Source organism: Pseudomonas sp. ASL7 (assembly GCF_056680375.1).
The window spans coordinates 1,292,598-1,316,838 of sequence record NZ_CM155279.1; the positions used below are offsets into that span (position 1 = coordinate 1,292,598).

General features: G+C 58.0%; 26 protein-coding genes. 11 read left to right on the plus strand and 15 right to left on the minus strand.

Translation table 11 applies throughout. From position 1 onward, the window contains the following. Positions 1-6 precede the first annotated feature (6 nt). From speB to AC1MDT_RS06020, 3 genes are all read left to right on the plus strand, one after another. On the plus strand, positions 7-966 hold the full coding sequence (gene speB / locus AC1MDT_RS06010) for an agmatinase (protein ID WP_480421159.1): 960 nt from the start codon (positions 7-9) through the stop codon (positions 964-966). Between the two features lie 171 nt (positions 967-1,137). After that, on the plus strand, positions 1,138-2,256 hold the full coding sequence (zapE, locus tag AC1MDT_RS06015; protein ID WP_480421160.1) for a cell division protein ZapE: 1,119 nt from the start codon (positions 1,138-1,140) through the stop codon (positions 2,254-2,256). 18 nt (positions 2,257-2,274) lie between these two features. After that, positions 2,275-2,856, plus strand: a complete 582-nt coding sequence (locus AC1MDT_RS06020) for a DinB family protein (RefSeq protein ID WP_480421161.1) — start codon at positions 2,275-2,277, stop codon at positions 2,854-2,856. 165 nt (positions 2,857-3,021) lie between these two features. On the opposite strand, the gene AC1MDT_RS06025 is transcribed toward AC1MDT_RS06020, so the two are convergent. Together AC1MDT_RS06025 and AC1MDT_RS06030 are read right to left on the minus strand one after the other, a co-directional pair. Then, a complete protein-coding gene (locus tag AC1MDT_RS06025; RefSeq protein ID WP_480421162.1) occupies positions 3,022-3,237 on the minus strand; it encodes a hypothetical protein in 216 nt (71 codons plus the stop codon). 211 nt (positions 3,238-3,448) lie between these two features. After that, positions 3,449-3,628: a DUF6026 family protein gene (locus AC1MDT_RS06030; RefSeq protein WP_414906909.1), complete on the minus strand. Its 180-nt coding sequence runs from the start codon at positions 3,626-3,628 to the stop codon at positions 3,449-3,451. A 249-nt stretch (positions 3,629-3,877) separates the two neighbouring features. Here AC1MDT_RS06030 and gnd point away from each other — a divergent pair, with 249 nt between their 5' ends. Genes gnd through AC1MDT_RS06045 form a run of 3 tightly spaced genes read left to right on the plus strand, consistent with a single transcriptional unit; the run spans position 3,878 to position 7,220 of the window. After that, complete coding sequence (gene gnd / locus AC1MDT_RS06035; RefSeq protein WP_480422710.1) at positions 3,878-4,882, plus strand: phosphogluconate dehydrogenase (NAD(+)-dependent, decarboxylating); 1,005 nt, start codon at positions 3,878-3,880, stop codon at positions 4,880-4,882. Further along, positions 4,879-6,402 (plus strand): glucose-6-phosphate dehydrogenase, encoded by a 1,524-nt coding sequence (zwf, locus tag AC1MDT_RS06040; protein WP_480421163.1) that lies wholly within the window; start codon positions 4,879-4,881, stop codon positions 6,400-6,402. The genes gnd and zwf overlap by 4 nt, the downstream gene beginning before the upstream one ends. Next, on the plus strand, positions 6,399-7,220 hold the full coding sequence (locus tag AC1MDT_RS06045) for an HAD family hydrolase (RefSeq protein ID WP_480421164.1): 822 nt from the start codon (positions 6,399-6,401) through the stop codon (positions 7,218-7,220). Before zwf ends, AC1MDT_RS06045 begins: the two co-directional genes overlap by 4 nt. 105 nt (positions 7,221-7,325) lie before the next feature. Here the strand turns inward: AC1MDT_RS06045 and nhaB are convergent, their stop codons facing one another. From nhaB to AC1MDT_RS06060, 3 genes are all read right to left on the minus strand, one after another. Then, positions 7,326-8,828, minus strand: coding sequence for a sodium/proton antiporter NhaB (nhaB, locus tag AC1MDT_RS06050; RefSeq protein ID WP_480421165.1), 1,503 nt, complete (start codon positions 8,826-8,828; stop codon positions 7,326-7,328). Between the two features lie 78 nt (positions 8,829-8,906). Next, positions 8,907-10,193 carry an NHL repeat-containing protein gene (locus AC1MDT_RS06055; protein ID WP_480421166.1) on the minus strand — a complete coding sequence of 429 codons (1,287 nt, stop codon included), beginning with the start codon at positions 10,191-10,193 and terminating at the stop codon, positions 8,907-8,909. A gap of 279 nt (positions 10,194-10,472) precedes the next feature. Further along, complete coding sequence (locus AC1MDT_RS06060) at positions 10,473-10,739, minus strand: hypothetical protein (RefSeq protein WP_480421167.1); 267 nt, start codon at positions 10,737-10,739, stop codon at positions 10,473-10,475. Between the two features lie 343 nt (positions 10,740-11,082). On the opposite strand from AC1MDT_RS06060, the gene AC1MDT_RS06065 reads away from it, so the two are divergent. After that, positions 11,083-12,408 (plus strand): sigma-54 dependent transcriptional regulator, encoded by a 1,326-nt coding sequence (locus AC1MDT_RS06065; protein WP_480421168.1) that lies wholly within the window; start codon positions 11,083-11,085, stop codon positions 12,406-12,408. A 93-nt stretch (positions 12,409-12,501) separates the two neighbouring features. Here AC1MDT_RS06065 and AC1MDT_RS06070 read toward each other — a convergent pair whose 3' ends face one another. The 8 genes from AC1MDT_RS06070 to pnuC form a co-directional block, all read right to left on the minus strand. Continuing rightward, a complete protein-coding gene (locus tag AC1MDT_RS06070) occupies positions 12,502-13,776 on the minus strand; it encodes a hypothetical protein (RefSeq protein WP_480421169.1) in 1,275 nt (424 codons plus the stop codon). A gap of 46 nt (positions 13,777-13,822) precedes the next feature. Then, the gene (locus AC1MDT_RS06075) at positions 13,823-14,563 is read right to left on the minus strand and encodes a hypothetical protein (protein WP_480421170.1); all 741 of its coding nucleotides are present in this window, start codon (positions 14,561-14,563) and stop codon (positions 13,823-13,825) included. A 33-nt stretch (positions 14,564-14,596) separates the two neighbouring features. Then, positions 14,597-15,277, minus strand: coding sequence for a C39 family peptidase (locus tag AC1MDT_RS06080; protein ID WP_480421171.1), 681 nt, complete (start codon positions 15,275-15,277; stop codon positions 14,597-14,599). Between the two features lie 61 nt (positions 15,278-15,338). Then, the gene (locus tag AC1MDT_RS06085; RefSeq protein ID WP_480421172.1) at positions 15,339-16,706 is read right to left on the minus strand and encodes a heme utilization protein; all 1,368 of its coding nucleotides are present in this window, start codon (positions 16,704-16,706) and stop codon (positions 15,339-15,341) included. Positions 16,707-16,762: 56 nt separating this feature from the next. After that, on the minus strand, positions 16,763-17,335 hold the full coding sequence (locus AC1MDT_RS06090; RefSeq protein WP_480421173.1) for an adhesin: 573 nt from the start codon (positions 17,333-17,335) through the stop codon (positions 16,763-16,765). 1 nt (position 17,336) lies between these two features. After that, the gene (locus AC1MDT_RS06095; protein WP_480421174.1) at positions 17,337-17,774 is read right to left on the minus strand and encodes a hypothetical protein; all 438 of its coding nucleotides are present in this window, start codon (positions 17,772-17,774) and stop codon (positions 17,337-17,339) included. 332 nt (positions 17,775-18,106) lie between these two features. Next, positions 18,107-18,631, minus strand: a complete 525-nt coding sequence (locus AC1MDT_RS06100; protein WP_480422712.1) for an AAA family ATPase — start codon at positions 18,629-18,631, stop codon at positions 18,107-18,109. Next, positions 18,628-19,191, minus strand: a complete 564-nt coding sequence (gene pnuC / locus AC1MDT_RS06105) for a nicotinamide riboside transporter PnuC (protein WP_480421175.1) — start codon at positions 19,189-19,191, stop codon at positions 18,628-18,630. The genes AC1MDT_RS06100 and pnuC overlap by 4 nt, the downstream gene beginning before the upstream one ends. 463 nt (positions 19,192-19,654) lie before the next feature. On the opposite strand from pnuC, the gene AC1MDT_RS06110 reads away from it, so the two are divergent. Both AC1MDT_RS06110 and AC1MDT_RS06115 read left to right on the plus strand, forming a co-directional pair. Beyond that, positions 19,655-20,485, plus strand: coding sequence for an undecaprenyl-diphosphate phosphatase (locus AC1MDT_RS06110; protein WP_480421176.1), 831 nt, complete (start codon positions 19,655-19,657; stop codon positions 20,483-20,485). Further along, the gene (locus AC1MDT_RS06115; protein ID WP_480421177.1) at positions 20,482-20,910 is read left to right on the plus strand and encodes a DUF1294 domain-containing protein; all 429 of its coding nucleotides are present in this window, start codon (positions 20,482-20,484) and stop codon (positions 20,908-20,910) included. The genes AC1MDT_RS06110 and AC1MDT_RS06115 overlap by 4 nt, the downstream gene beginning before the upstream one ends. Before the next feature lie 9 nt (positions 20,911-20,919). Here the strand turns inward: AC1MDT_RS06115 and AC1MDT_RS06120 are convergent, their stop codons facing one another. Beyond that, on the minus strand, positions 20,920-21,279 hold the full coding sequence (locus AC1MDT_RS06120; RefSeq protein WP_480421178.1) for an MmcQ/YjbR family DNA-binding protein: 360 nt from the start codon (positions 21,277-21,279) through the stop codon (positions 20,920-20,922). Continuing rightward, complete coding sequence (locus tag AC1MDT_RS06125; protein WP_480421179.1) at positions 21,276-22,184, minus strand: LysR substrate-binding domain-containing protein; 909 nt, start codon at positions 22,182-22,184, stop codon at positions 21,276-21,278. The genes AC1MDT_RS06120 and AC1MDT_RS06125 overlap by 4 nt, the downstream gene beginning before the upstream one ends. A 132-nt stretch (positions 22,185-22,316) precedes the next feature. On the opposite strand from AC1MDT_RS06125, the gene AC1MDT_RS06130 reads away from it, so the two are divergent. Further along, complete coding sequence (locus AC1MDT_RS06130; protein WP_480421180.1) at positions 22,317-22,928, plus strand: FMN-dependent NADH-azoreductase; 612 nt, start codon at positions 22,317-22,319, stop codon at positions 22,926-22,928. 179 nt (positions 22,929-23,107) lie between these two features. Beyond that, positions 23,108-24,145, plus strand: a complete 1,038-nt coding sequence (locus AC1MDT_RS06135; protein WP_480421181.1) for an alpha/beta hydrolase family protein — start codon at positions 23,108-23,110, stop codon at positions 24,143-24,145. The last annotated feature ends 96 nt before the right edge of the window (positions 24,146-24,241 follow it).

Sequence of the window (24,241 nt, forward strand, 5' to 3'; positions counted from 1 at the left end):
TCCGAGATGGATGCCCCCATGCAAAACGACCAGGCCATGACCCGCGACAGTCTCTATGGCACTGCCGCAGAAAGCACCTACGCCGGTATCACCAGTTTCATGCGTCGTCGCTACAGCCGCGACTTGCGCGGCGTCGACGTAGCGGTCAGCGGTGTCCCGTTCGACACCGCCACCAGCAACCGCCCTGGCGCGCGTTTCGGACCGAGAAGCATTCGGGCCGCTTCCACCGGCATTGCCTGGGAACGCCACTGGCCGTGGACGTTTGACCCGTTCGATCATTTGGCGGTGATTGACTATGGCGATTGTGACTTTGACTACGGTTCGCCGCAGTCGACGCCAGAACGCATCGAAGCCCACGCCGAGCACATTCTCAACGCCGGCAGCGCGATGCTGACGTTCGGCGGCGATCACTTCATCACGTATCCGCTGCTTAAGGCCCATGCGCGCAAGCATGGACCGTTGTCGCTGATTCACTTCGACGCCCACAGCGATACCTGGCCGGATGAAGAGGGTAAGCGGATCGATCACGGGACCATGTTCTGGCATGCGGCCAAGGAGGGTTTGGTGGCCCCGTCACGTTCGGTGCAGATCGGTTTGCGCACCACCAACGACGATCATCAGGGCTTCCAGGTGTTGGACGCGCGGCAGGTGCATCGGCAAGGGTGTGAGGCGATTGTCGAAGCCATTCGGGCGCGGGTCGGTGACAACCCGGTGTACTTGACGTTTGACATCGATTGCCTCGATCCGGCCTTCGCGCCGGGCACTGGGACGCCGGTGTGCGGTGGCTTGAGCACGGTGCAGGCGCTGGAGATTCTCGGCGGGTTACGCGGGATCAATCTGGTGGGAATGGACGTGGTGGAAGTGGCTCCGGCCTACGACAATGCGGACATCACCTCACTGGCGGCGGCGACATTGGCGATGGAAATGCTGTGCCTCTATGCCGCTAAACATAAGGTAGATCGGTAAAACACAATCCAAAATGTAGGAGCGAGCTTGCTCGCGATGGGGTGTCAGCTGAATCAATGTCGACTGACACTCCATCGCGAGCAAGCTCGCTCCTACAGGGGAAAGGTGTCTGGCCACAGTTGATTGCACTGCCAACGCACCCAGGCCATAGGTCGTGGCATACTGCCGCGCATGAATGTCGACTCCCCCCTCAGCGCCTGGCAGCATGCCATTGAACAAAAGGGCTTCGTCCAGGACGAAGCTCAGGAACATGCTGTCTGGGCGCTCCAGAAATGCTACGAAGCCTTGCATGAAGGTCGCACGCCGACGATGGGTGTGTACCTCTGGGGCCCGGTCGGACGCGGCAAGACCTGGTTGATGGACCAGTTCTACCAAACCTTGACGGTTTCTGCCCGACGCCAACACTTTCACCACTTCATGGGCTGGGTGCATCAACGTTCGTTCCAGCTGACCGGCACTGCCGACCCGTTGAAGGCACTGGCCCGGGAATTGAGCGAGGAAGTGCGGGTTCTGTGCTTCGACGAACTGTTCGTCAACGACATCGGCGACGCGATCATTCTCGGGCGCTTGTTCCAGGTCATGTTCGAGCAGGGCGTGGTGGTGGTCTGCACCTCCAATCAGCCACCGGACCAGCTCTATGCGGACGGTTTCAATCGTGACCGGTTCATGCCTGCCATCAAGGCGATCAAGCAGCACATGCAGGTGATTGCAGTGGATGGCGCTGAAGACCATCGCCTGCATCCGGGCGCTGGCTTGCAACGTTACTGGGTGGCCGTGCCCGGCCAGCCCAGCGCGCTGAATCAAGTGTTCAAGGCCTTGACTGCCCGCCAGTCGGTGTCTGGCGACCCGATCAAGGTCGGTTACCGTTCGCTCGATGTGGTACAAGCCAGTGAAACCGTGCTCTGGAGTCGTTACGCCGACCTCTGTGAACAGCCGTTTGCCGCGATGGATTTCATGGCCCTGTGCGACACCTTCAGCGCTATTCTGTTGAGTGACGTACCCAATCTCAGCGCGCAGAAACGCGAAGGACGCATCGCCCGCGGCACTGAAGACGGTGCCGAGCGAGTGGTGGCGGGGGATCGCGAGTTGCCGCAGTTATCGGTGCATGACGACGGTGTACGGCGTTTCATTGCCCTGGTGGATGAGTGTTACGACCGCAAGGTGCCGCTGTACCTTGAAGCGCAGGTGCCCATGGTGTCGCTTTACACCGAGGGCTACCTGGAATTCCCGTTTCGCCGCACCCTCAGCCGTTTACAGGAAATGCAGCTGCAACGTTTTGCCGACGCTTAAACCCAAGGAGTCGTGAACATGAATCAGCCCTTGTCCCATCATTTGCTGACCATGGCCTATCAAAACGCCTGGGCCAATCATCGACTCGCCAAGGCCTGGAGCCAGTTGAGTCGCGCCGAACTGGCGGCCCCCCGGGTCAGCTTCTTTCCCAGCCTCAGCGCTACCCTCAATCACATCCTGACCTGCGACTGGTTTTACATGGATGCGCTGGAGCGGGAGTTGCGCGGCGATGACCCGCATCCCGAGTGCACGGTGTTTTTCAAAAAAGATGAACCGTTTACCCAAGCGACAGACCTCAAGCGTGAGCAAGCGCAGGTGGACCGTCGACTGATCGCCTATTGCGAGCAAATGCGCGACGCCGACCTCGGAAAAATCGTGACCATCGCTCGGGACACGCCGCAACATGACAGCCGCTTGCGCCTGCTCTCCCATGTGTTTGAACACCAGATCCATCATCGCGGGCAGGTTCACGCCATGCTCAGCGGTACTTCGGTCAAGCCGCCGCAGCTGGACGAGTTCTTCTGTGCCGGTGAGTCGGCTTTGAGGGCCGAGGATTTTGCCGAGCTCGGCTGGACCGAAGCACTGATTTGGGGGCACTGAAGATCAAAAGACCACACCCCAAAAGGGCGTCCCTTGGGACTTAATGTAGGAGCGAGCTCGCTCCGGGCGGCGTTCCGACGATGGATTCGAGAGAGGCGCGTTTGTTCAGAAAGAGCGCGTTATCGTTAACGTCCATCGCGAGCAAGCTCGCTCCTACAGGGACCGTCATTTGGGCCTGTAGGATTCGGTCACTTGCGCGGTTTGATCGTCTGGCACCCAGATTTCGCCATTCTTTCTGGCCTTGGCCTTTTCCTGTTCCTGATGGTGGCCAACCGGGAAGTTCGCGTAGTAATACCGCATACGTTCAGCTCCCCCTTCAGCAAATGCGGTGCATGAGACGAACGTCATCAAGCCAGCGATGATCAAGGGGGAATGTTTCATGGTGTGCCTCCCATTACGGATGTCGGGTGCCTTGAATCAATGTAGCAGGCACATGATCTGCCGAACCCGTTAAATGGGAATTAATCGGGGCTGGAGCTGAGGGCATATGGAACAAGCATCGGCGCAAGCCAGAGGAGTGAGTTGCCGCAGAGGGCGAAGCGGGCAGCGTCTCGGAAACAGCAGCGAGCTGTTTCCGGATCAGGCGAGGGGATTAAGCGTGAGGGGCACGTTGTGTCACAGGCAAGGGCTGGGTTTGATGGCCCGTTAGCAAGCGCAGTTGCGCGAGTTCCTGCTTTAGCTGGTCGCGCTCGTCTTTCAACTGGCGCAATTCATCGCGACGGATCGTGACGTAAAGGGTTTGTGCTGGCCGTGCTGCTTGTACTGTGCCCATTGCTCACCTCGCAAATGGCGTGCCTCAACTGTAAGTCTCGCACCGAGATCGGGTGCTGACTGACTATCGGCGCTGATTTTGATTTCTTTTGCCCCCGATGGGAACTTTTTTATTTTTAACGGTCGTTGTGTCTTCGGCTTGATTCGCGACGTTATCAATCGGGATCGGGCACAATGCCCGGAAACTATGTGCCTCTACGCTGGACTAACCCGGATGAGTCACGTTGGGCTATAACCTTTGACACACATTATTTGTAGTAGGGAGCATCAGCACATGCAACTCGGGATTATTGGACTGGGCCGCATGGGCGGCAATATTGCGCGGCGCCTGATGCTCAACGGGCACACCACCGTTGTGTACGACCGCAACACCGCCTTCGTCGAGACCTTGAGTGAGGAGGGCGCCACGGGCGTCGCCGACTTGTCGGCGCTGGTCGCTGGCCTGGCCAAGCCACGAGCGGTGTGGGTCATGCTGCCGGCAGGCGCACCGACCGAAGACACTATCGACACCCTGAGCACCTTGCTCGAAGCCGGCGATACCATCATCGACGGCGGCAACACCTTCTATAAAGATGACATCCGCCGGGCAAAAACCTTGTTGGAAAAAGGCCTGCACTACATCGACGTCGGTACCTCCGGCGGCGTCTGGGGCCTGGAGCGTGGTTACTGCATGATGATCGGTGGTGAAGCCGACGTCGTGAAGCGTCTCGACCCCTTGTTCGAAAGCCTCGCCCCGGGCTTGGGTGACATCCCGCGGACCAAGGACCGCAAGTCCGAGGATGATCGCGCCGAACGCGGCTATATTCACGCCGGCCCACCCGGCGCCGGGCACTTCGTGAAGATGATCCACAACGGCATCGAATACGGAATGATGCAGGCCTTCGCCGAAGGCTTCGACATCCTCAAGACCAAATCCAGCGTCAACCTGCCGGAAGATCAGCGTTTCGACCTCAACGTCGCTGACATCGCCGAAGTCTGGCGCCGTGGCAGCGTGGTGTCCTCCTGGTTGCTCGACCTGACCGCCGACGCCCTGGCCAGCGACCCGAAACTCGACGGTTACACAGGTGCCGTGGCTGACAGCGGTGAAGGTCGCTGGACCATCGAAGCCGCCATGGAGCAATCGGTGCCGGTACCGGTGCTGTCGAACTCGCTGTTCTCGCGCTACCGTTCGCGCGGGCAAGGCACCTTTGGCGACAAGATTCTCTCGGCCCAGCGCTTCGGCTTTGGCGGCCATGTGGAGACTTCGAAAAAATGACCCGTCTGATCCGCAATAAATCCAAGGCAGAACCTGCACCACCGACCACGCTGTTTCTCTTCGGTGCCCATGGCGATCTGGTCAAGCGCCTATTGATGCCGGCGCTGTACAACCTGAGTCGCGACGGTCTGCTGGGCGATGGACTGCGGATCATCGGTGTTGACCACAACGCTATTACCGATGAGGCCTTTGCGCAAAAACTCGAAGATTTCATTCGAGCCGAAGTGGCCGCCAAGGTCGGCAAGGGCGACCAAAACCTTGATCCGGCGTTGTGGGCAAAGTTGGCCAAAGGCATCAGTTACGTCCAGGGCGATTTCCTGGACGACAGCACCTATCAAGCGCTGGCGGCGAAAATCGCTGCCAGCGGCACCGGTAACGCGGTCTTCTACCTGGCCACCGCACCACGTTTTTTCAGTGAAGTGGTGCGTCGTCTCGGCGCCGCCGGCTTGCTCCAAGAAACCCCCGAAGCCTTCAGAAGGGTGGTGATCGAGAAACCGTTCGGCTCCGACCTGCCCACCGCTGAAGCCTTGAACGCGTGCTTGCTCAAGGTCATGACGGAAAATCAGATCTACCGGATCGACCACTACCTGGGCAAGGAAACCGTGCAGAACATTCTGATCAGCCGGTTCTCCAATAGCCTGTTCGAAGCGTTCTGGAGCAATCATTACATCGACCACGTGCAAATCACTGCCGCCGAAACCGTCGGCGTGGAAACCCGTGGCAGTTTTTATGAGAACACCGGCGCCTTGCGGGACATGGTGCCCAATCACCTGTTCCAGTTGCTGGCGATGGTGGCCATGGAACCACCGGCCGCCTTTGGCGCCGACGCGGTTCGTGGCGAGAAAGCCAAGGTGGTCGGGGCAATTCGTCCCTGGTCCACGGAGGAGGCGCGTGCCAATTCGGTACGCGGCCAATACGCGGCAGGTGAACTCGATGGCAAGCCGTTGCCGGGTTATCGCGAGGAAGCCAACGTAGCCCCCGATAGCAACACCGAAACCTATGTCGCGCTGAAAGTCATGATCGACAACTGGCGTTGGGTCGGCGTGCCGTTCTACCTGCGTACCGGCAAGCGCATGAGCGTTCGCGACACCGAGATCGTCATCTGTTTCAAGCCGGCGCCCTATGCACAGTTCCGCGATACCGAGGTGAATGAACTTCAGCCGACGTACCTGCGGATCCAGATTCAACCCAACGAAGGGATGTGGTTCGACTTGCTGGCCAAACGGCCCGGACCGGCGTTGAAGATGGCCAATATCGAGCTGGGATTTGCCTACAAGGATTTCTTTGAGATGCAGCCGTCCACCGGCTACGAAACCCTGATCTACGATTGCCTGACCGGCGACCAGACCCTGTTCCAGCGCGCCGACAACATCGAGAACGGCTGGCGCGCGGTGCAGCCGTTCCTCGATGCCTGGCAGCAGGATTCAACGGTGCAGAGCTATGCGGCGGGCGAAGACGGGCCTTTGGCAGGCGAAGACTTGCTGACCCGCGATGGTCGCGTCTGGCACAGCCTCGGATGAGTGGTCCGACGCAACACCCCATCCGTTTTTTGCTCAGTGACATGGACGGCACGTTGCTGCTGCCCGATCACAGTCTCAGTCAGCGCACCGTTGATGCGGTGCGCTCCTTGCGCAAAGCCGGGGTGCTGTTCAGCCTGGCCACCGGCCGTCCACCGCGCGCTATGTTGCAGCAGATCGAGGCGTTGGGCGTCGATCTGCCGACGGCGGCGTTCAATGGCGGGACTATCGTCAATCCAGATGGCAGTGTGCTGGTTGCGCATTACTTGCCTGTAACGGTCGCGTTGACCGCCTTGACCCTGTTTGCCGATGTGCCGGACATCGAGGTCTGGGTGTTCAGCGGCGGCGACTGGCTGGTAAAAGACCCGTCCGGCCCCATGGTGCCGCGTGAGCAGCATGGACTGGGCTATCCGCCAGTGGTGGTGGAGAGTTTCGAGCCGTACCTCGAGCAGATCGACAAGATCGTCGCCACCAGTCACAACACTCAATTATTGATTGAGCTGGAAGCGCAATTGCTGCCGAAGGTCGAGGGCCAGGCGCAGGTCTCGCGTTCGCAGCCGGTGTACCTGGACGTGACCGCGATGCAGGCCAACAAAGGCCAGGCGCTGGCGACACTGGCGGAGTTTGTCGGTGTACCGCTGGCGCAGACGGCAGCGCTAGGTGACGGCGGCAATGATCCGGCAATGTTTCATCGCGCCGGGTTCTCGATCGCCATGGGGCAGGCGGAGGAGGCGGTAAAGCGGCAGGCTGATGTCGTCACTGGGGCCAACACCGAAGACGGCGCGGCCCAGGCCATCGAGCGCTACATCCTCCCTCGCTAACAACACCACCCCTTGTAGGAGCGAGCTTGCTCGCGATGGCGTGTCAGCCGACATCAACGTATCTGACACACCATCGCGAGCAAGCTCGCTCCTACAAGGTCGTGTTTATAGCCAGAAACTTACCCCATACCAGCCAAGCACACCCATCACCACCGTGTACGGCAACGCCATCCACACCATCTGCCCATATGAAAGCCGAATCAGCGGTGCAATCGCCGAGGTCAGCAAAAACAGAAACGCGGCCTGACCATTGGGCGTCGCTACGCTCGGCAGGTTGGTGCCGGTATTGATCGCAATGGCCAGCGTCTCGAAGTGTTCACGGCTCATGTGCCCGGCGAGGAAGGCCCGTTTCACTTCGGTGATGTAAATGGTCGCGACGAACACATTGTCGCTGATGGCGGACAGTAAACCGTTGGCAATAAACAGCATGCCCGGTTGTTGGTCCGCCGGCAGGGCTAATACCCACTGGATCAGGGGGGTGAACAGCTGCTGGTCGTGGATCACCGCCACCACTGCAAAAAACACCACCAACAGGGCGGTGAATGGCATGGCGTCCTTGAACGCATTGCCGATACGGTGCTCGTCAGTGATGCCGGTAAACGCGGTGATCAGCACGATCACCATCAAGCCGATCAGGCCGACTTCGGCAATGTGAAACGCCAGCCCGGCGATCAGAATCAGCGCTGCCAGCCCCTGAACGATCAACGCTGCGCGTTGACGCGAGGTGCGCTCTGCATTGTCTTCGGCCGCGTAGTTGGCCAGCACGGTTCGTACAGTGTCCGGCAGCAACGTGCCGTAACCGAACCAGTGCATTTTCTCCAGCAGGACGCAGGTCAGCAGGCCCGCCGCCAGCACCGGCAACGAAACCGGGGCAACCTTCAGAAAAAACTCAGAGAAGTGCCAACCCATCTCGTGACCGATCAGCAGGTTCTGCGGCTCGCCAACCAGCGTGCAAACACCCCCCAATGCGGTGCCCACGGCGCCGTGCATCAGCAGGCTGCGCAGAAAGGCACGGAACTGTTCGAGGTCCTCGTGATGAAGCTTGGGCAGATGTTGATCATCGCTGAATCCACTGTCTTGACGCGGATCGTTGCCCGAGGCCACGCGGTGATACACCGCGTAAAAACCGACGGCCGCACTGATGATCACGGCGGTCACGGTCAAGGCATCGAGGAACGCCGATAAAAACGCCGACAGAAAGCAAAACATCAAGGCCAGCATGGCCTTGGAGCGAACACCCAGCAGCAGGCGCGAGAACAGGAACAGCAACAAGTCCTTCATGAAATAAATGCCAGCCACCATAAACATCAGCAGCAGGATCACCGGGAAGTTGTGCACCAGTTCGTCGTAGAGTGCCTGGGGCGTGGTCATTCTCAGCAACAACGCTTCAATCAGCAGCAGGCCACCGGGCATCAATGGATAACACTTGAGCGCCATGGCCAGGGTGAAGATAAATTCCAGCACCAGCAGCCAACCCGCCATTGCCGGGCCTACCGTCCACAGCACCAGGGCGTTGAGAACCAGGAAACCGACAATGCTCGCCTTGTACCAGCGGGGTGATTGCCCAAGAAAATTGTGCGCGAACGCCTGGGCCATTGAGCCGGACATCGGCTGCTCCTTGTTTTAAGAAGCGCGCAAGTTGCCGTAAGTGGCAGGGAAGTTCAAGGGCAGGAAAAAACCATTGGCCTACCCCAGGTAACGTACGACGACAGCCCGATAGTTGCCGTCCAGAGAGTAGCCGGCGACCACCACATTTCCATCGGCCTGTACGACCAATGAGGTCGCGGTATCCAGGCTGCGTCCGAGGCGGGTGCGTACCCAGCCGCCGTCGCCGAAGTCCTCATCGAGCAACCCGTCAGGCCGATGTCGGGCCACAATGAAGTCGGCTTCGACACCGCCAATCGTAGTCCCCACCGTCAGTAAGCTGCCGTCCGGCAGTGCATGGGCCGCGGTCCACCGACAGCCACTGTGGCCGATTTCCAGCAGCCGGGGTTGGCCGCCGTTGCAATGACTGTCCAGGCGACCGTTGCTGTGTACTTTCAGTGCCATGCAACGCATTGGGTCACGGCTGCTGCCAACACACTGCACAGTGCCATTTTCGGCTTGAACGATCTGGCTGACCTGAGTGCTACGCCCCCGCGCGTTGAAGGTCATAAAGCCATCCACGGCGAAACTGTCGTCGAGCTTGCCGTCGGCGTGATAGCGAGCCAACAGGCCCTCTTCAGGGAAATTCATCGTTCCGCCAACCAAAATCCGGCCATCCTGTTGTACGAGCAGACTGGTTATCCAGCTGTTCATCAGCAAGTGCCTGACAATGACGAAGCCGCGACCGTTGAAGGTGTTGTCCAGTGAACCGTCGGCGTTGAGCCGAATCAGCAGGCCGACATGATCAGCCAGCTCAAAGTGATGATTGGCCAGCAGCAGGATTCGACCATCCTCCTGCACGCACACATCACAGGTCTCGACACCCGGTATTCCGGGTGGCAGCCAGGCGTCGCGCATGCTCTCGGAAAGATTGCCCGGCAGGCGAACCACGCAGTACCCGTTGTCGCCAAATCGTTGGACTGGGTGGCCTTGCTGATCAAACAACGCCAGGGCGGGGAGGGTCCTGTGCGCATTTTCGTACTGTAGACCGGTCACTAGTATGTGTCCGTCGGGCAGAAGCTGGACGTTGTCGGCCATGGCTTCGAAGCCTCGTTCGAATTGGCCGATCACGCTGCCTCCCTTGCCGAATGCGAGGTCTGCCGAGCCATCCTCAAGCAGGCGAGCCAGGCCAAAACGGCTACCCTGCGGCGTTCCGACTTTAGCCGCTACCAGCAACCGGCCGCATGAATCAATTGCGATCCCGTTGGCCATGCTTGATGTGCTGTCAGCAAAATACACTTGGGTTTTGCCGTTGCCGGCAAAGGTGGCATCGAGGTGTCCGGGGGCACCTCGTGTGGCAGGTAAGGCAAACGCAGTCTGGATAGACATGCACGCATCTCCTTGCGAGTCGTCCTGATCCAGGAGTTGGGGCAGCGACCGTATAGCATTCAATGCCTGAATGATGGGATGCACAACTGTAAGAACGAACAGGCGGAGGGTCGCTGTGTGCCAGAACGATGTCTTTTCGAACCACTGGCAAACCTACCCAGTAACGGAAGGGCCTGGGAGTTTTAATAAATAGATGTCGTCAGTGTTGATGGCGAGAAAGGCCAGCTAACTAATGATGAAGGGAGGGTGCGGATTACCACGAAGTAATCCGCAAAACAATTAGTGCGGCATCGACCATGACTCGAGTGTGTAGCCTTCCTGGTTCAACTCGGCGCGGGCTTCTTCGAGCAGGCGTTCAAGTTGTTCAGGATCGGTATAGGTGCTGCTAGGAACCTGCTTGCGGCCTATTTTGTTGTTGGTGCGGTCGATAACGGTCAGGCTGAGTTCGCCGTTACCGTCCTGTGGCGCCCAGGCCACGCACTGGAAAGGCAGGAATGCGCGGTCGGCAATCAAAAGAGCTTCATTGATGCGGAGCGGAGCGTTCATGGGGTTTTCTCTCTGTATGCCCAATCAAGTGATGTGCCGACGGTTGGGCGTACCGATCGGCTGGTTACTTGTACTGATGCCCGCAACCCGGGTCCGGGTCACACACAATCAAAAGAAATTTCAACTTTCTTTCATATACTCAAGCTGCAGGCAGATGTTGAAAGCGCAATGAAAGCCAGGACTCGTTAGGAAACTAACATAGTCCCTTCTTATAACTCGATAGCTAATACCCCTATAGTCAAACGGTACAAGGACACGTCAAATTCTTGCTAACGTTACAGCCAGGACCGCCAAATGACTGTTTTTAATAATATTTCATATAATTTGGCGTCAAGGATTAGTCATGAGCGAAGCGCCTGCCTTAAGACGTCTGTTAGTGGTAGATCCTTGCGACGACTGCCATCGTCTGTTACCCGGTTTACGTTCTGTGGGTTGGGACGTTGATAGCTGTACGCTGGAAAATGCTGGCGACAAAACCTGCGATGTGGGCCTGTTGCGTTTGCACCCTTTTCATCTGGAACGCCCGGATGCCGTCAAAGAGTTGATCAGTCGTAGCGGCACTGAGTGGATCGCCGTTCTGAATCAGGAAGTCCTGCGGCTGCAGAATGTCGGGGACTTTGTTTGCGAATGGTTTTTCGATTTCCACACCTTGCCATTTGATGTGTCCAGGGTTCAGGTGACGCTGGGTCGAGCGTTCGGTATGGCCCGTCTACGTGGGCAGGGCACCGTTCACATCGATCAGCCTGAGCACGAGCTACTGGGCGACAGCAAGCCTATTCGTGAACTGCGCAAGCTGCTGAGCAAACTCGCTCCCACCGAATCCCCGGTATTGATTCGGGGTGAAAGCGGCACCGGTAAGGAACTGGTGGCCCGGACACTGCATCGACAATCCCAGCGTCACAACAAACCCTTTGTCGCGATCAATTGCGGGGCGATTCCCGAGCACTTGATCCAGTCGGAACTGTTTGGTCACGAGAAAGGCGCCTTTACCGGCGCCCATCAACGTAAGGTCGGACGGATCGAAGCGGCGAATGGCGGAACGTTGTTTCTCGACGAAATCGGTGACCTGCCGCTGGAACTGCAAGCCAATCTGCTGCGCTTCCTGCAGGAAAAACACATTGAACGCGTGGGCGGCAGTCAGCCGATTCCAGTGGATGTGCGGGTATTGGCGGCCACTCACGTGGACCTTGAGGCCGCGATTGAGAAGAAACGCTTTCGCGAAGATTTGTACTACCGCCTGAACGTACTGCAAGTCGTCACCGCACCGCTGCGTGAGCGCCATGGCGATTTATCGATGCTGGCCAACCACTTTTCCCACTTCTACAGCCATGAAACCGGCCGCCGTCCGCGCAGCCTCAGTGAAGACGCCTTGATTGCCATGGGCAAGCATGACTGGCCGGGCAACGTTCGCGAGCTGGCCAACCGGGTACGTCGCGGGTTGGTACTGGCCGAAGGGCGGCAGATCGAAGCGCGAGACCTGGGGCTGATCAGCCAGCAGGCCGTTGCCGTACCGATGGGCACGCTGGAAAACTACAAGCACCGGGCAGAGCGCCAGGCCTTGTGCGATGTACTTAACCGCCACAGCGATAATTTGAGCATCGCCGCCAAGGTGCTGGGGATATCCAGGCCTACCTTCTACCGTTTGTTGCACAAGCATCAGATACGTTGAGCCGCAAGTTTTAAACGGCAAGTAGAAGCGCTGAAAACGCGCAGCTATCAAAAAAAAGCCCGCTGAGAAAGCGGGCTTTTTGTGGGTGCCGGATTAGAAGTAGTACGGGAATTTCAGGCTGAAGGAAAAGTCTGGCGCGTCTTCGGTCAGGCCCATGGCCAGGTTGGGAACGATCGTCAGGTTGGGGGATACGGCCAGGGTCAGGCCGATGTTGAAGTTGGCCGAGTTGTAATCGCTGTTGGTGATCGATTGCCACTCGCCACCGTCCGGCTTGATCTTGCTCTTGCGGGCGAACTGATCGGTGAACGAGAACGACATACTCATCTTCTCGTTCAAGGCGAATGCAATGCCGGCGCCGACCTGCCAGGAGTCGCCCAGTTTCACGTCCCCAGGCACCTTGGAGTCGACCTGAGGGCTGATATCGCTGAAAGAGTTTTCAATGTTGTAGGTGTAGGCCAGGCTGCCGAACAGCACTGCCGGGTCGAAGGTCTTGACCAGCGAAATCCCCGGGGTTACCGACCAGACACCATTGCCGGTAGGCAGGCTCTGGGGGACCGAGAGGTTATCGTTGCTCGGGTCATTGACCAGCTTGATGCCGTAAGGGTTCTGACCGGTCGGCGCCTTCACGCGAAATGTAAAGACCGAATCGGGCGTTTCGGCCGATTCATCCAGAAACTTGTAAGCAACGCCAAAGTTCACATCGCCGATGGTCGGGTCGCGGGTAACGGTTGCGTCCGACGTCACCGGGCCTGCGCCCCCGGCGCCGCCGGAGGAATACGTTGACTCGCGATAAATGATGGGGACGTTAATGTCGAACTGCCAACGTTGCGCCACGTTGTAGCGGGTCGTCAGGTCCAGTGTCCAGTTGTCGGCCTTGATGCGGTCGAGGTTGATGTTGCCGAGAAAAATCGAGTCCAGTGCCAGAAAGCCATTGAGCGCCAGCGCACGGGTATCGTAGTGCGTGTAGGTCAGGCCGGTTTCGAGACTGAACTTGCCGCCACCAAAAAAGCCGCTGGCTTCGTCATACAAATTGGAAACGCTTTGCGCCGGCGCCGAATCATCCTTGAGTGATTCCCCATAGGAACTGCCCTTGGTTCCGCTGGTGGCCACCGTCTGAGCGCCTTTTACCGGTTCGGCAGGGGAGCGGGTCAGGCGTTTAGGGGGCGGTGTTGCAGGTGCTTCTTCGACTTGTTTAACGCGCTGTTCGAGTACCATCAGCGCGTTCTGTTGTGCTTCGTAACGCTGTTTCAGCTCCATGAGTTCTTGTTTTAGGGCTTCTACCTGGGGGTCCGGTGCTGCTTGCAGCAAAGTGGCCGGAGCCAGGGTACTTAAACAAACGACAGCTCTGAGCGTGAACGATCTGTGCATAGGTAAGCCGTCCCTTCTGACTACATTCGATGAGACTGAGCGTAGATCAATATCCGAGAGCGTGGAGGCCTTTAAGTTGATCCAGATTGCCGTTCATCGAGCCGGCTGACGGCAGGTTATCGCGCAGCACAACGTTGATCGACATCAGGTTGTTTACCTGGTTGCCCCCGCCGAGCAAGGTCGTGTTTTGCATCAGCCCACCCTGGGCGAGGCGTTGCGCGGTGCTGCCCTGGTTGTTGTTGGCCACGATGTTGAGCAGCACACCCGCGCCGTTAGCGGAAATGCTCAGCGCCCCGGCGCCGTTGCTGCTGGTCATGGTTGTACCCGGGGTCAACGCTTGCCCCTGGGTGTTCATTTGTGGTGCCTGGTCACCTTTTTGGACGTTGATTGCAACGTTGTTGTAAGCGCCGTTGTTGTCGCCGGCAGCGCGCACAACTTGAGTGACGCCCTCGGTCGTATTCAGGCCGCTGCCGCCGCTGACGGTGCCGGTGCCCTGAGAAACCGCCGAACCATTACCTTTGCTGTCGATCATCGTGACGTAGAACTGAGGCTTGATGGTCGATTGTTGAATTTGCATCGTCGAGGTTGCCCCGATCACTTCACCGCTGGCATTTTGCCAAGTGCTGGTCATGGCAATCCCGAAGCTGATGATTCGTCCCGGCATGACATAGCGGCCACGCAGGGTTGCCAATTCCTGATCCTTCAGTTCGATAGGCTTGAACGTTTGAGCCTGCGTCGGCAGGCTGGCGGCCAGGCAGATGATGGCCAGCCAATAAGGGGTCTTCATTGGATGCTCCCGGAGCTTCATGCTCCCTTGTCATTAGAAGAAGTCGCTCTGAATGAATCCGAAATCCAGCAACTCCGCGTCCGGCACCGGGTTGAAGGCGTTGATCTTGTTCCGGGCGGTCAAAGGCATCGGTGGGTCGAGCAGCGCATTGGTCTTGTCATAACCCTGGCCGATGACGGCGAAAATAATGCCGTTCCAGCCTTTGATGAAATCGTCGAACTTGTAGCGTTTGTGACCCAGTACCGGATCACCGACATACACCCAGTCCTTGTCGGTTTTTTGCAAGACGACGAAGTGTTTGTAGCCACGGATGTCCATGAGCACCACGACCGGAATCCGGACCTCTTTCAAAGTCTCTGGCGCTACCCGGTAACCGCGGGCGCGCATGCCGATACTTTCCACGTAGTGCTTCATGTCGAGCATGGAAAAGCCCTGGACGCGGACAAGTTTTTGATCGGAGTGTTCCAGCATGCCTTCGATGATTTGTTCTTCGTTTACGTCCAGCCAATAGGCCTGGCGCAATATGGTTGCCAGCGCAGCTGCGCCGCAACTGAAGTCGGTTTTCTGTTGCACCAGGTCGGCAAATTTGCGCTCGCGTATGCTTTGGAGCGGCTTATACACCAGCGCGCCGCCCGGCAGGACGGCAAGCGGCATTTGTGCAGCCTCGATCACACTGGCCACGCAAAGCAAAAATGCCAAGGCGATAATGCGCATGGTGGGGCGCCTTCTGGTTGGGGTGAAAAAGGCCCCCATAAGGGGGCCTCCAGAGACAGCATTAGAACGATTGATTGGCAATCGACAGCGAGTTGCTTTGTTGGTTACCCACACCGGCAGCCACGTTGACGCCCAGGTTGCCACTGCCGCCATTCACCGAACCGCTCAGGGTTGCAGTGTTGGTCACAGGGTTTGCCCAGCCAGTTGGAGTCAGCACTTGATAAGAGTAGGTGTTGCTCAAGTCAAACGCACTGCTCTCACTGTAGCTCTTCGTAACGTCTTTCGAAGACGCCGACGCTTTCTGGCCAGACTTGTCGTACGAGGAGTCATACGCCGCTGTGAACGACGAGCCTCCCGCTTTGGTGAACGACGAGTCTGCCGATTTTGTGTACGAAGAATCAGACGCTTTTTGGTGCGCTGTGGCAGCAGATGCATCGAGCGATGCGTTTAGCGACGCGTCAAGCGATGCGCTTTCAGTTGCACTGCGGGTGTGAGCGCCGCTGCCATTATTCCAGGTAACACTTCTGGAAGCATCGGCCGCTGCAGTCAAAGACGCGGCCAAAGTAGCACTCAAGGAAGCACTGCTAGAAGAGCTCGAGTTCTTGCTCTGGGAACCGCTCGCATCAAAGCTATTGGTACCGTTCGCATTAAAGCTATTGGAACCGTTTGCACTGACGCTATTGGCACCGCTCGCAGACCAGCTGCTGGAAGCGCTCTTATCAACGCTCAAGTTGGATGCACTACTGCGAGACTGGCTACCGCTGGCTGTATTGGTAACCGTCAGCGTATCCACGCGGTACGTACGATCGGCACCGTTATTTACTGTCAGGCCAGGGCTGCTTTGATCGGCAGAGGCGGTGGCTGATGCGCTACCAAGCGGGGAATTGGAGTTGGCAATTGCCATGGTGTTTTTCTGTTGGTTAAGGTCGCCACCAGCAACGTTGATACCCATGTTGCCGCTGCCGGCATTGCCCGATCCGCTCATCACACCAGAGTTTGTGGTGGAGTAGTTGTCGACCTTGTTATTGTTGCCAAATTGCGTGACTTTAGAGGTGGCATTGGCAGTCCCGAACACAAAGCTGTTATCAAGACTGGAGGTGGAGGCCGCGTTGGCGATGGCGGCGGCGTTGTCTTGTTGGTTGCCAGAGCCTGCAGCCACGTTGACGCCGACGTTGCCGCTGGAGCCTGAGGCAGAGCTGCTCATATCGGCTGAGTTCTGAGTCCCTTCGTTGCCGATGTAGTTGCCGGTACTGCTCTGCTTATCGCTCGCATTTGCAGTCGCGTTGACCGGGATCATTGTTGGAGGAGGAGTGCCGCGGCCACCACGGCCATTGCCATTGCCATTCCCATCCTGTCCAGCTTGTACAGCAACAGCCATGACCGCAGCGATTGCGAAAACCAGAGGCTTTATTGCCATTGAAGGTTTCATGCTTGTTCTCCGTACTCTATTTTTAGGTAGTTAAGTGTTGTTATTACCTGTTTGGGTCAATCCGCGACCCGTACGCTCAGGGTGTTGGCCGTTCGGTTTCCCACCCCGGCGCTCTGATTCAACTGAATCACCCCACGGCTACCGGTGAAGGCCTGATCGCTGGTAGCGATCTGGCGATAGCCAGGTGCAGAGTCAGTTGGATCGGAGTTGGTGATCAGCGCCACGTTCTGTTGCATGAGGACGCTGTCGTCGATACTTTGCGGCTGTGCACTGATGCTTATCCGCAGGGCATTGGCTTGCTGGTTGCTGGCGCCCGCACTCTGGTTGACGCCCAGTGCGCCGTTGCCATTGCTGAAGGAGTTGCCTTGAATGCTGGATCGAGCATCGATCCTGGGGTCGACCTGTGAACGCAGCCGTTGGCGAATCTGTGTGGTAGCACTGGCGTTGTTGCCAACGGCGAAAGCCCGGGCGTTGGCCTGTTGCTGCTGATCGCCCGCAGCCTCGTTGACCGAGAGGTTGCCTTGGTACTGCGTGCCCGAACCGTCGATTTCGGCGTTATTGGTCGAGGGAGGTTGGGCAAAGGTCGATGCACTGCAAAACATAGCGATAATCAGCAGCGTACGATTCATGTTAACGGTCTCCCGTCATGACTTTCATAGCACCCATGCCTTGCTGGATGCTTGAATTGACCATGTTGGCAATACCGTTGCCCGAATTTCCCGAGTGTCCCGCGGCGAGGTTGGACAACTGGGACTGGTTGCTGACATTGCCGCCCAGGTTGTTGGTGTTTTGAGTGATCAGGCCCGAAATGCCTGCACCACTGGCGACACCGGCAAAGTCACCGTCGCTCAACTCGTTCGTTTGGCTGAGGATATGTTGGGACGGGTTGGCATTGACGGTCGTGGGGTTTGGGTCGGGAACCAGCGGCGCACGCGTTGCCATGCGCGGTTGGACATCACGTTTGATGATAATGATGCCGTTGTCAGCCTGTACTGGCAGGCAGACACTTGAGCCCAGTGCGCATCCGATCAGCAGCAGGCTATAAATGCTTTTATCAAATTTCCCCACGGCGGCAATTCCTTCTGTAAGTGGAACGCTGGCCCTTATCAGCGTTGCGAGGAAGACAGCAGAAGGTGTGCCGGTTTTGGTTTTACTTTTTAAAACAGTCGGTTGGCTTTAATTGTCGAGGTGGTCAAATTAATTTTGTAACGCCACTGAGACAGAGCCACGCAAAAGCGCCGTCCATGCTGGCGGCATTGCTCGTCAAGGGCGCTGAAGGCAGGTTGTATCAGTGGCGAAACATTTTTTTTGCGCAGTGCTCGGGCCGCTTTAGTTCGCGGGTTTGAGCTGGGAGGGGTGTTTCAGGAATGGACATTTGCGGCAGGGCCGGGCACCCCTTGTCAGGCCTTGAGCAAGCGCGTCACAGCCTCGAATGCCGCGTCCTTGCGCTGTTTCCAATCACCTTGCAGTACCTGGAAAGGCTGGCGGTGCAGGTCAAGCCATTGGCGGCTGGCCTGGAAAAACGCCTGGCGTTGTGCCAGTTGCGGTTGGCAACGCTGTCCGTCGTCGTGCCAGGCCACGGTTTCAGGGCTCAGCAGCAAATGCAGGTCGTAGTGCCGTGCCAACAATGCTTGCTCGATCCACGTCGGGCAAGCGCCAAACAAAGTGCGACTCCAAAGGATATTACTTAAAAGGTGCGTATCGAGAATCAACAGTGACGGTTGTGTCGCGCGAGCTTCATCTTCCCAAGTCAGCTGGCCATGTGCTATTGGCGCAATGTCATCGTAGCGGGTTTCGCGGGCTTCGCTTTCGATAAAATGCCGAACGTACTCACCGACCAATATGCCGCCAAAATTGGCGTGAATCTCGCCCGAAAGCCAGCTTTTTCCGCTGGATTCCGGCCCTGCCAGCACCAAAATCTTCATGGGCACAGCAGCGGATCGCTGCGCCATGTGCGCCAGCCTTGAATGGCCAGCAGGGTGAACAGACCATACAGGGCGGCAGTCAGGTACATCCCCTTGTACACGAACAGGCCGACGAAAATACAGTCCAGGACGATCCACAGGGGCCAGCACTGCACGCGTTTTTGCGCCATCCATAATTGCGCCACCAGGCTGAAGGCCGTCAGCGCAGCATCCAGCCAAGGTTGCGCGGCGTCGGTCCAGTGGGCCATGGCCGCGCCCAGCAACAGACTACCCATTGCACCGACAGCCAGGCCGATTGCCACGGATCGAGCATTGAGCTGACTGACCCGCCGACCCTGTTGCGCATCACCCGCGCGGGTCCACTGCCACCAGCCATAGAGCTGCAGGGTGGCGTAGATCACTTGCAGCAGCATGTCCGAATACAGCTTCACTTCGAAAAAGATCCAGCTATAAAGCAGCACCATGACCAGGCCGATCGGCCAGCACCAGGGGTTCTGTTTGACCGTCAACCGGACGGCAATGACACCGAGGGCGGCGGCAAACAGTTCAAGCCCGGACATGGGGTTCCTTGGGGGAAAGTCGAAGAGGGGGCGGATTGTAACGGCAGACGCTGCCAAGTAGAACCGCGTCGCACGGTGTAGCAGCTGCCGAGCAGCGCGAGACGGCGCAGCCGTCGTGAAACCAGGCGATACGCAATGTCGGTTGAACCGCGTTCACCGGGTTTACGACGGCTGCGCCGCCGAACGCAGCCTCGCGCTGCTCGGCAGCTGCTACAGGTTGTAGTGCCACGTGCTGGTTGCGCTTGATAGGGCCCATTCGACCCAAGTCACGGCAGCAGTCATGAGACTTGTCTGATACGATTTCGCCCCCGCGCGGTAAATCTGAATCCAGTTGATTTTTCATAGGATTTTTACAGTTCTGTGTGGATCCTGTGCGCGCCGGACTTCAGCTACGCTGATCGCAGTGAACGCTCTACAAAATATTAACGGGGCATGCCTGGGGGCATCGCTTCTTGGGGGATTGATGGATATTTGGACCGCCATGCAGGCATTGATTCTTGGCGTTGTAGAAGGGCTGACGGAGTTTTTGCCGATTTCCAGTACCGGACACCAGATTATCGTGGCCGACTTGCTCAACTTCGGGGGTGAACGGGCTATCGCGTTCAACATCATTATCCAGTTGGGGGCGATTCTGGCAGTGGTCTGGGAGTTTCGCCGTAAAATCCTCGACGTGGTGACCGGCTTGCCGACCCAGCCGAGTGCTCGTCGCTTTACCGCGAACCTGCTGATCGCATTTATGCCCGCCGTGGTCCTCGGTGTGATTTTTTCCGATCTGATTCACCACTACCTGTTCAACCCGATTACGGTTGCCACGGCGTTGGTCGTAGGCGGGATAATCATGTTGTGGGCCGAGAAGCGTCAGCATGAAGTACATGCCGAAACGGTCGATGAAATCACCTGGCAAGACGCTCTGAAAGTCGGCTTCGCCCAGTGCCTGGCGATGATCCCGGGAACATCGCGTTCCGGTTCGACGATCATTGGTGGCTTGCTGTTCGGGCTGTCGCGCAAAACCGCTACCGAGTTCTCGTTCTTTCTGGCCATGCCGACCATGGTGGCTGCGGCAGTGTATTCGGGGTTCAAGTATCGCCACCTGTTCGTGCCGGCAGACTTCCCGGTGTTCGCTATCGGTTTCGTCACCGCGTTCATCTTCGCGATGATCGCGGTCAAGGCCCTGCTCAAGTTCATTGCCACCCATAGCTATGCGGCATTTGCCTGGTATCGCATTGTGTTCGGCATTGTAATCCTGGCGACCTGGCAATTTGGATGGGTCGATTGGGCTGGCGCGAAACCATGAATGACTCCAGCACGCGCCACAATCCCGGGCGCCCATCCGGGGGGGAGACTCAGCATCTTCGGCTAAAACTTCTGGTGTTCGCGGTCTTGTGCGCGCTGCCACTGTTTGGCTCGATCTCGCTCTGGCTGCATCGGGTATCGGTGATCCCTTTGGCGGCGTACGGGATTGTCAGCGTGCTGGCGTTTTTTCTGTATTGGAGCGACAAGCGCAAGGCGCGCTCCGACCGTTGGCGTACACCGGAGAACGTGTTGCATGCGGTGGAGTTCGCGGGCGGTTGGCCGGGGGCCTTGCTGGCGCAACAGGTGTTTCGGCACAAGACGCGCAAAGTCTCGTTTCAGCTGGTGTTCTGGATCATCGTGCTGATGCATCAAGTGTTCTGGATCGACCAGCTGTTCCTCGGTGCACACCTGTTCGCTTTGTTCTAAAAGAGCGTTCTACAACAGCAGGCCGACCTGAGTGCGCTTGGGCAGCTTGCTCACCACCAGTTGATGGGAACGTTGCAGTAAGCCCTGCAGCTCTTCGGCTGCCAACGGGTAGGGCGTTTCCATAATGATCCACTGGGCTCGCGCCAGATACGGCGCGGGATGGATGCCCGGGCGGTCGCAATGTCCGAGAAACAGGTCCTTGTCGACCTTGAACGCCAGGGACGCGCCGCGCAGGTTCTGCAAGGCGAACATCTTGTTCCCGGCAATCGAAAACACCCGCACACCTCCCCACTTGTAGTCTTCCCGCGCACCCGGCAGCGCGAGACAGAATGCGGCGACTTCCTCTTCGCTCATGCGTCCAGCCTTCATATCAGTCGGTCCCCACAGGTATTGAATGATTCGATCAAATGGTCGATCCAGGCGCGCACCGCCGGCATCACTCCGCGACGGTGAGGGTAGACAGCTTGTAACCAGCCGCCAGGTAACGACCATTCAGGCAGCAATTGCACCAGCGAACCGTTTTCCAGTTCCTGCTCGCAATACATCATCGGCAGCATCGTAAAGCCCTGGCCGGCGAGGGTGCAGGCCCGGCGCACGATGAAGTCGTCGATGCCCAGTCGCGCTTCCAGGGCTACGTCGAAGCTTTTGCCCTGTTGATCGAGCATGCGGATATGCACCATGCGGTCGGCTTCCAGTGCGCCGAGTACCGGCACGCCCTTGAGGTCCTCGGGATGATGGATCTCCCGGCCAAGGAGAAAAGCCGGACTGGCCACCAGGAGCATCTGCGCCTGACGCAGGCGCCGGGTCACCAGCAGCGGATCTTCATCGCCCAACTCGCGAACCCGCAAAGCGACGTCGACACCCTCGGTCACCAGATCGACCCGGCGGTTGAGCAGCATGACTTCCAACTGAACCTGCGGATGCTTTTCAAGAAATCTGCTGATCACCATCGGCAACATTTCGTGGGCCAACCCGACCGGGCAGGACACCCGCAAGCGCCCACGAGGTTCGCTGGACATGCTGGCCACCGCCTCATCGGCCATTTCGGCTTCCAGCAACATCGCTTGACAGTGTCGCAGGTAGCGCTCGCCCACCGCTGTCAACTTCAGTTGCCGCGTGGTGCGTTGCAGCAGGCGCGCGCCAAGGCGTTCTTCGAGTTCAGCGATGCGTCGCGAGAGCCGCGACTTCGGAATTCCCAGCAAACGTCCGGCCGCCGCAAAGCCACCGGCTTCAACCACTTTGGCAAAATAGTAGAGGTCATTGAGATCTTGCATGAGAATGTCAGCTCGATTGTTCTATCAGTGAGACAAACTATCGCATTGTTGCCGTCTAATCAGCTATTGGTTTCGCCTGTAGGATTGTTTCCATCAGATCGCCCCGTGGCGATCCTCACCTGGAGATCCCACATGAAACTGTTGCATATCGATTCAAGCATTCTTGGTGACAACTCGGCTTCCCGTCAGCTGAGCAGTGAAGTCGTTAAAGCCTGGCAAGCCGCCGAGCCGTCTGCCATGGTCACTTACCGCGACCTGGCTGCCGACGCTATCAGCCACTTCTCCGCCACGACACTGGTTGCCGCCGGCACCACCGCTGAATTGCGTAATGCCGCTCAACAACACGAAGCCGAGCTGAGCGCGTCGACCCTGGCCGAATTCATCGCGGCGGATGCTGTTGTGATCGCCGCCCCAATGTACAACTTCACCATTCCGACCCAACTCAAGGCCTGGATCGACCGAATCGCCGTTGCCGGTCAAACCTTCCGCTACACCGAAGCCGGTCCTGAAGGCCTGTGCGGTGGCAAGAAAGTCGTGATCGTTTCGACTTCCGGTGGGATGCATGCTGGCCAGGTGACTGGCGTCGCTCACGAAGAGTATTTGAAAGTGTTGTTCGGCTTCCTCGGTATCACTGACATCGAGTTCGTCCGCGCCCACGGCCTGGCTTACGGTGACGAAGTGCGTACCAAAGCCATGAGCGACGCGCACGCGCACATCAGCGAGCAGTTGTTCGCCGCCGCGTAAGGCTTTCGTAAAGTCGTCAATTGGCGCAGGCAACACCCCAAAAAACTCTGTATTCTGAACACGCAAGTGTCAGATACGGAGTTTTTTGTTTCTTGTCATTTCTGTTTTGATGAATTGTTGGCCCGCGTTATGCAGTCAACGGTTACCGTCTCCGGTCAAGTAACAAGGTGGGGCATCCCATGGTGCGTCTTTGTGCAATATTACTGATTTGCCTGCTCAGCAGCCTGAATTCAGTGCACGCCGCGCATGCGCTACGTCCTCAATGGAGCGTCGGCTTCCATGAGATGACCTTTCTCGACCCGTTGGATCTTCAACCCATGCGGGCCATCGCTTTCTATCCCTCCAACGACCGCGAACATACCAGCAAACTCGAGGGTTACTCGGTCGAAGCCGGCGAAGACACGCCAGTCGCCATGGGTCGCTTCCCGATGCTGATGCTGTCCCACGGCAACACCGGAACCCCGCTGGCCTTGCACGACCTGATGACCTCGCTGGCGCGCAAAGGTTTTGTGGTGGTGGCGGTGTTCCATCCCGGTGACAACTCCAAAGATCACAGCCGACTCGGTACCTTGAGTAACCTTTACGGCCGACCGATCCAGATTTCCGAAGCAATAACCGCGACCTTGGGCGATCGTATGCTCGCACCTTTCGTCAATGCCGATCAGGTGGGCGTGATCGGTTACTCGGCCGGCGGGGAGACAGCGTTGATCCTGTCCGGTGCCACGCCAGACCTGGATCGCTTGCGCCGCTATTGCCAGGAGCGCCCCGATGATCGCGATGCCTGCAACACGCAAGGTGAGTTGATCGTCGACCGCGATGACCTGCAACCGATCGCTGACCCGCGCGTCCACGCGTTGCTGTTAATGGCGCCACTGAGCTTGAAGTTTGGCCGTTCCACGTTGGCCGATGTGCATGTGCCGGTGCTGCTTTACAGCGGTGATGGCGACAAACTGGTGGCGTTCGACAAAAACGCCGCAGCCCTGGCGCGTAAACTGCCCATCGCACCGGACTTCAAGTTACTGGCCGGGGCAGGGCACTTCGTATTCATGGCACCGTGCGACGAAGAACAGTCTATCGCTACGCCTGCGCTGTGCACTGATGCCGATGGCGTCGACCGTGAAGACATTCACCGCAATCTGATTTCCGAAGCCGGGAGTTTCTTTTCCCGCACGCTGGTCAAAGCCACCCGCGCCGGGATGCAAACCGCCGATCAATAGACAATCCTTGTGTAGGAGCGAGCTTGCTCGCGAAGGACGTTAACGATAACGCGTTCTTCCTGAATGAATGCGTCGCTCACAAGTCCTTCGCGAGCA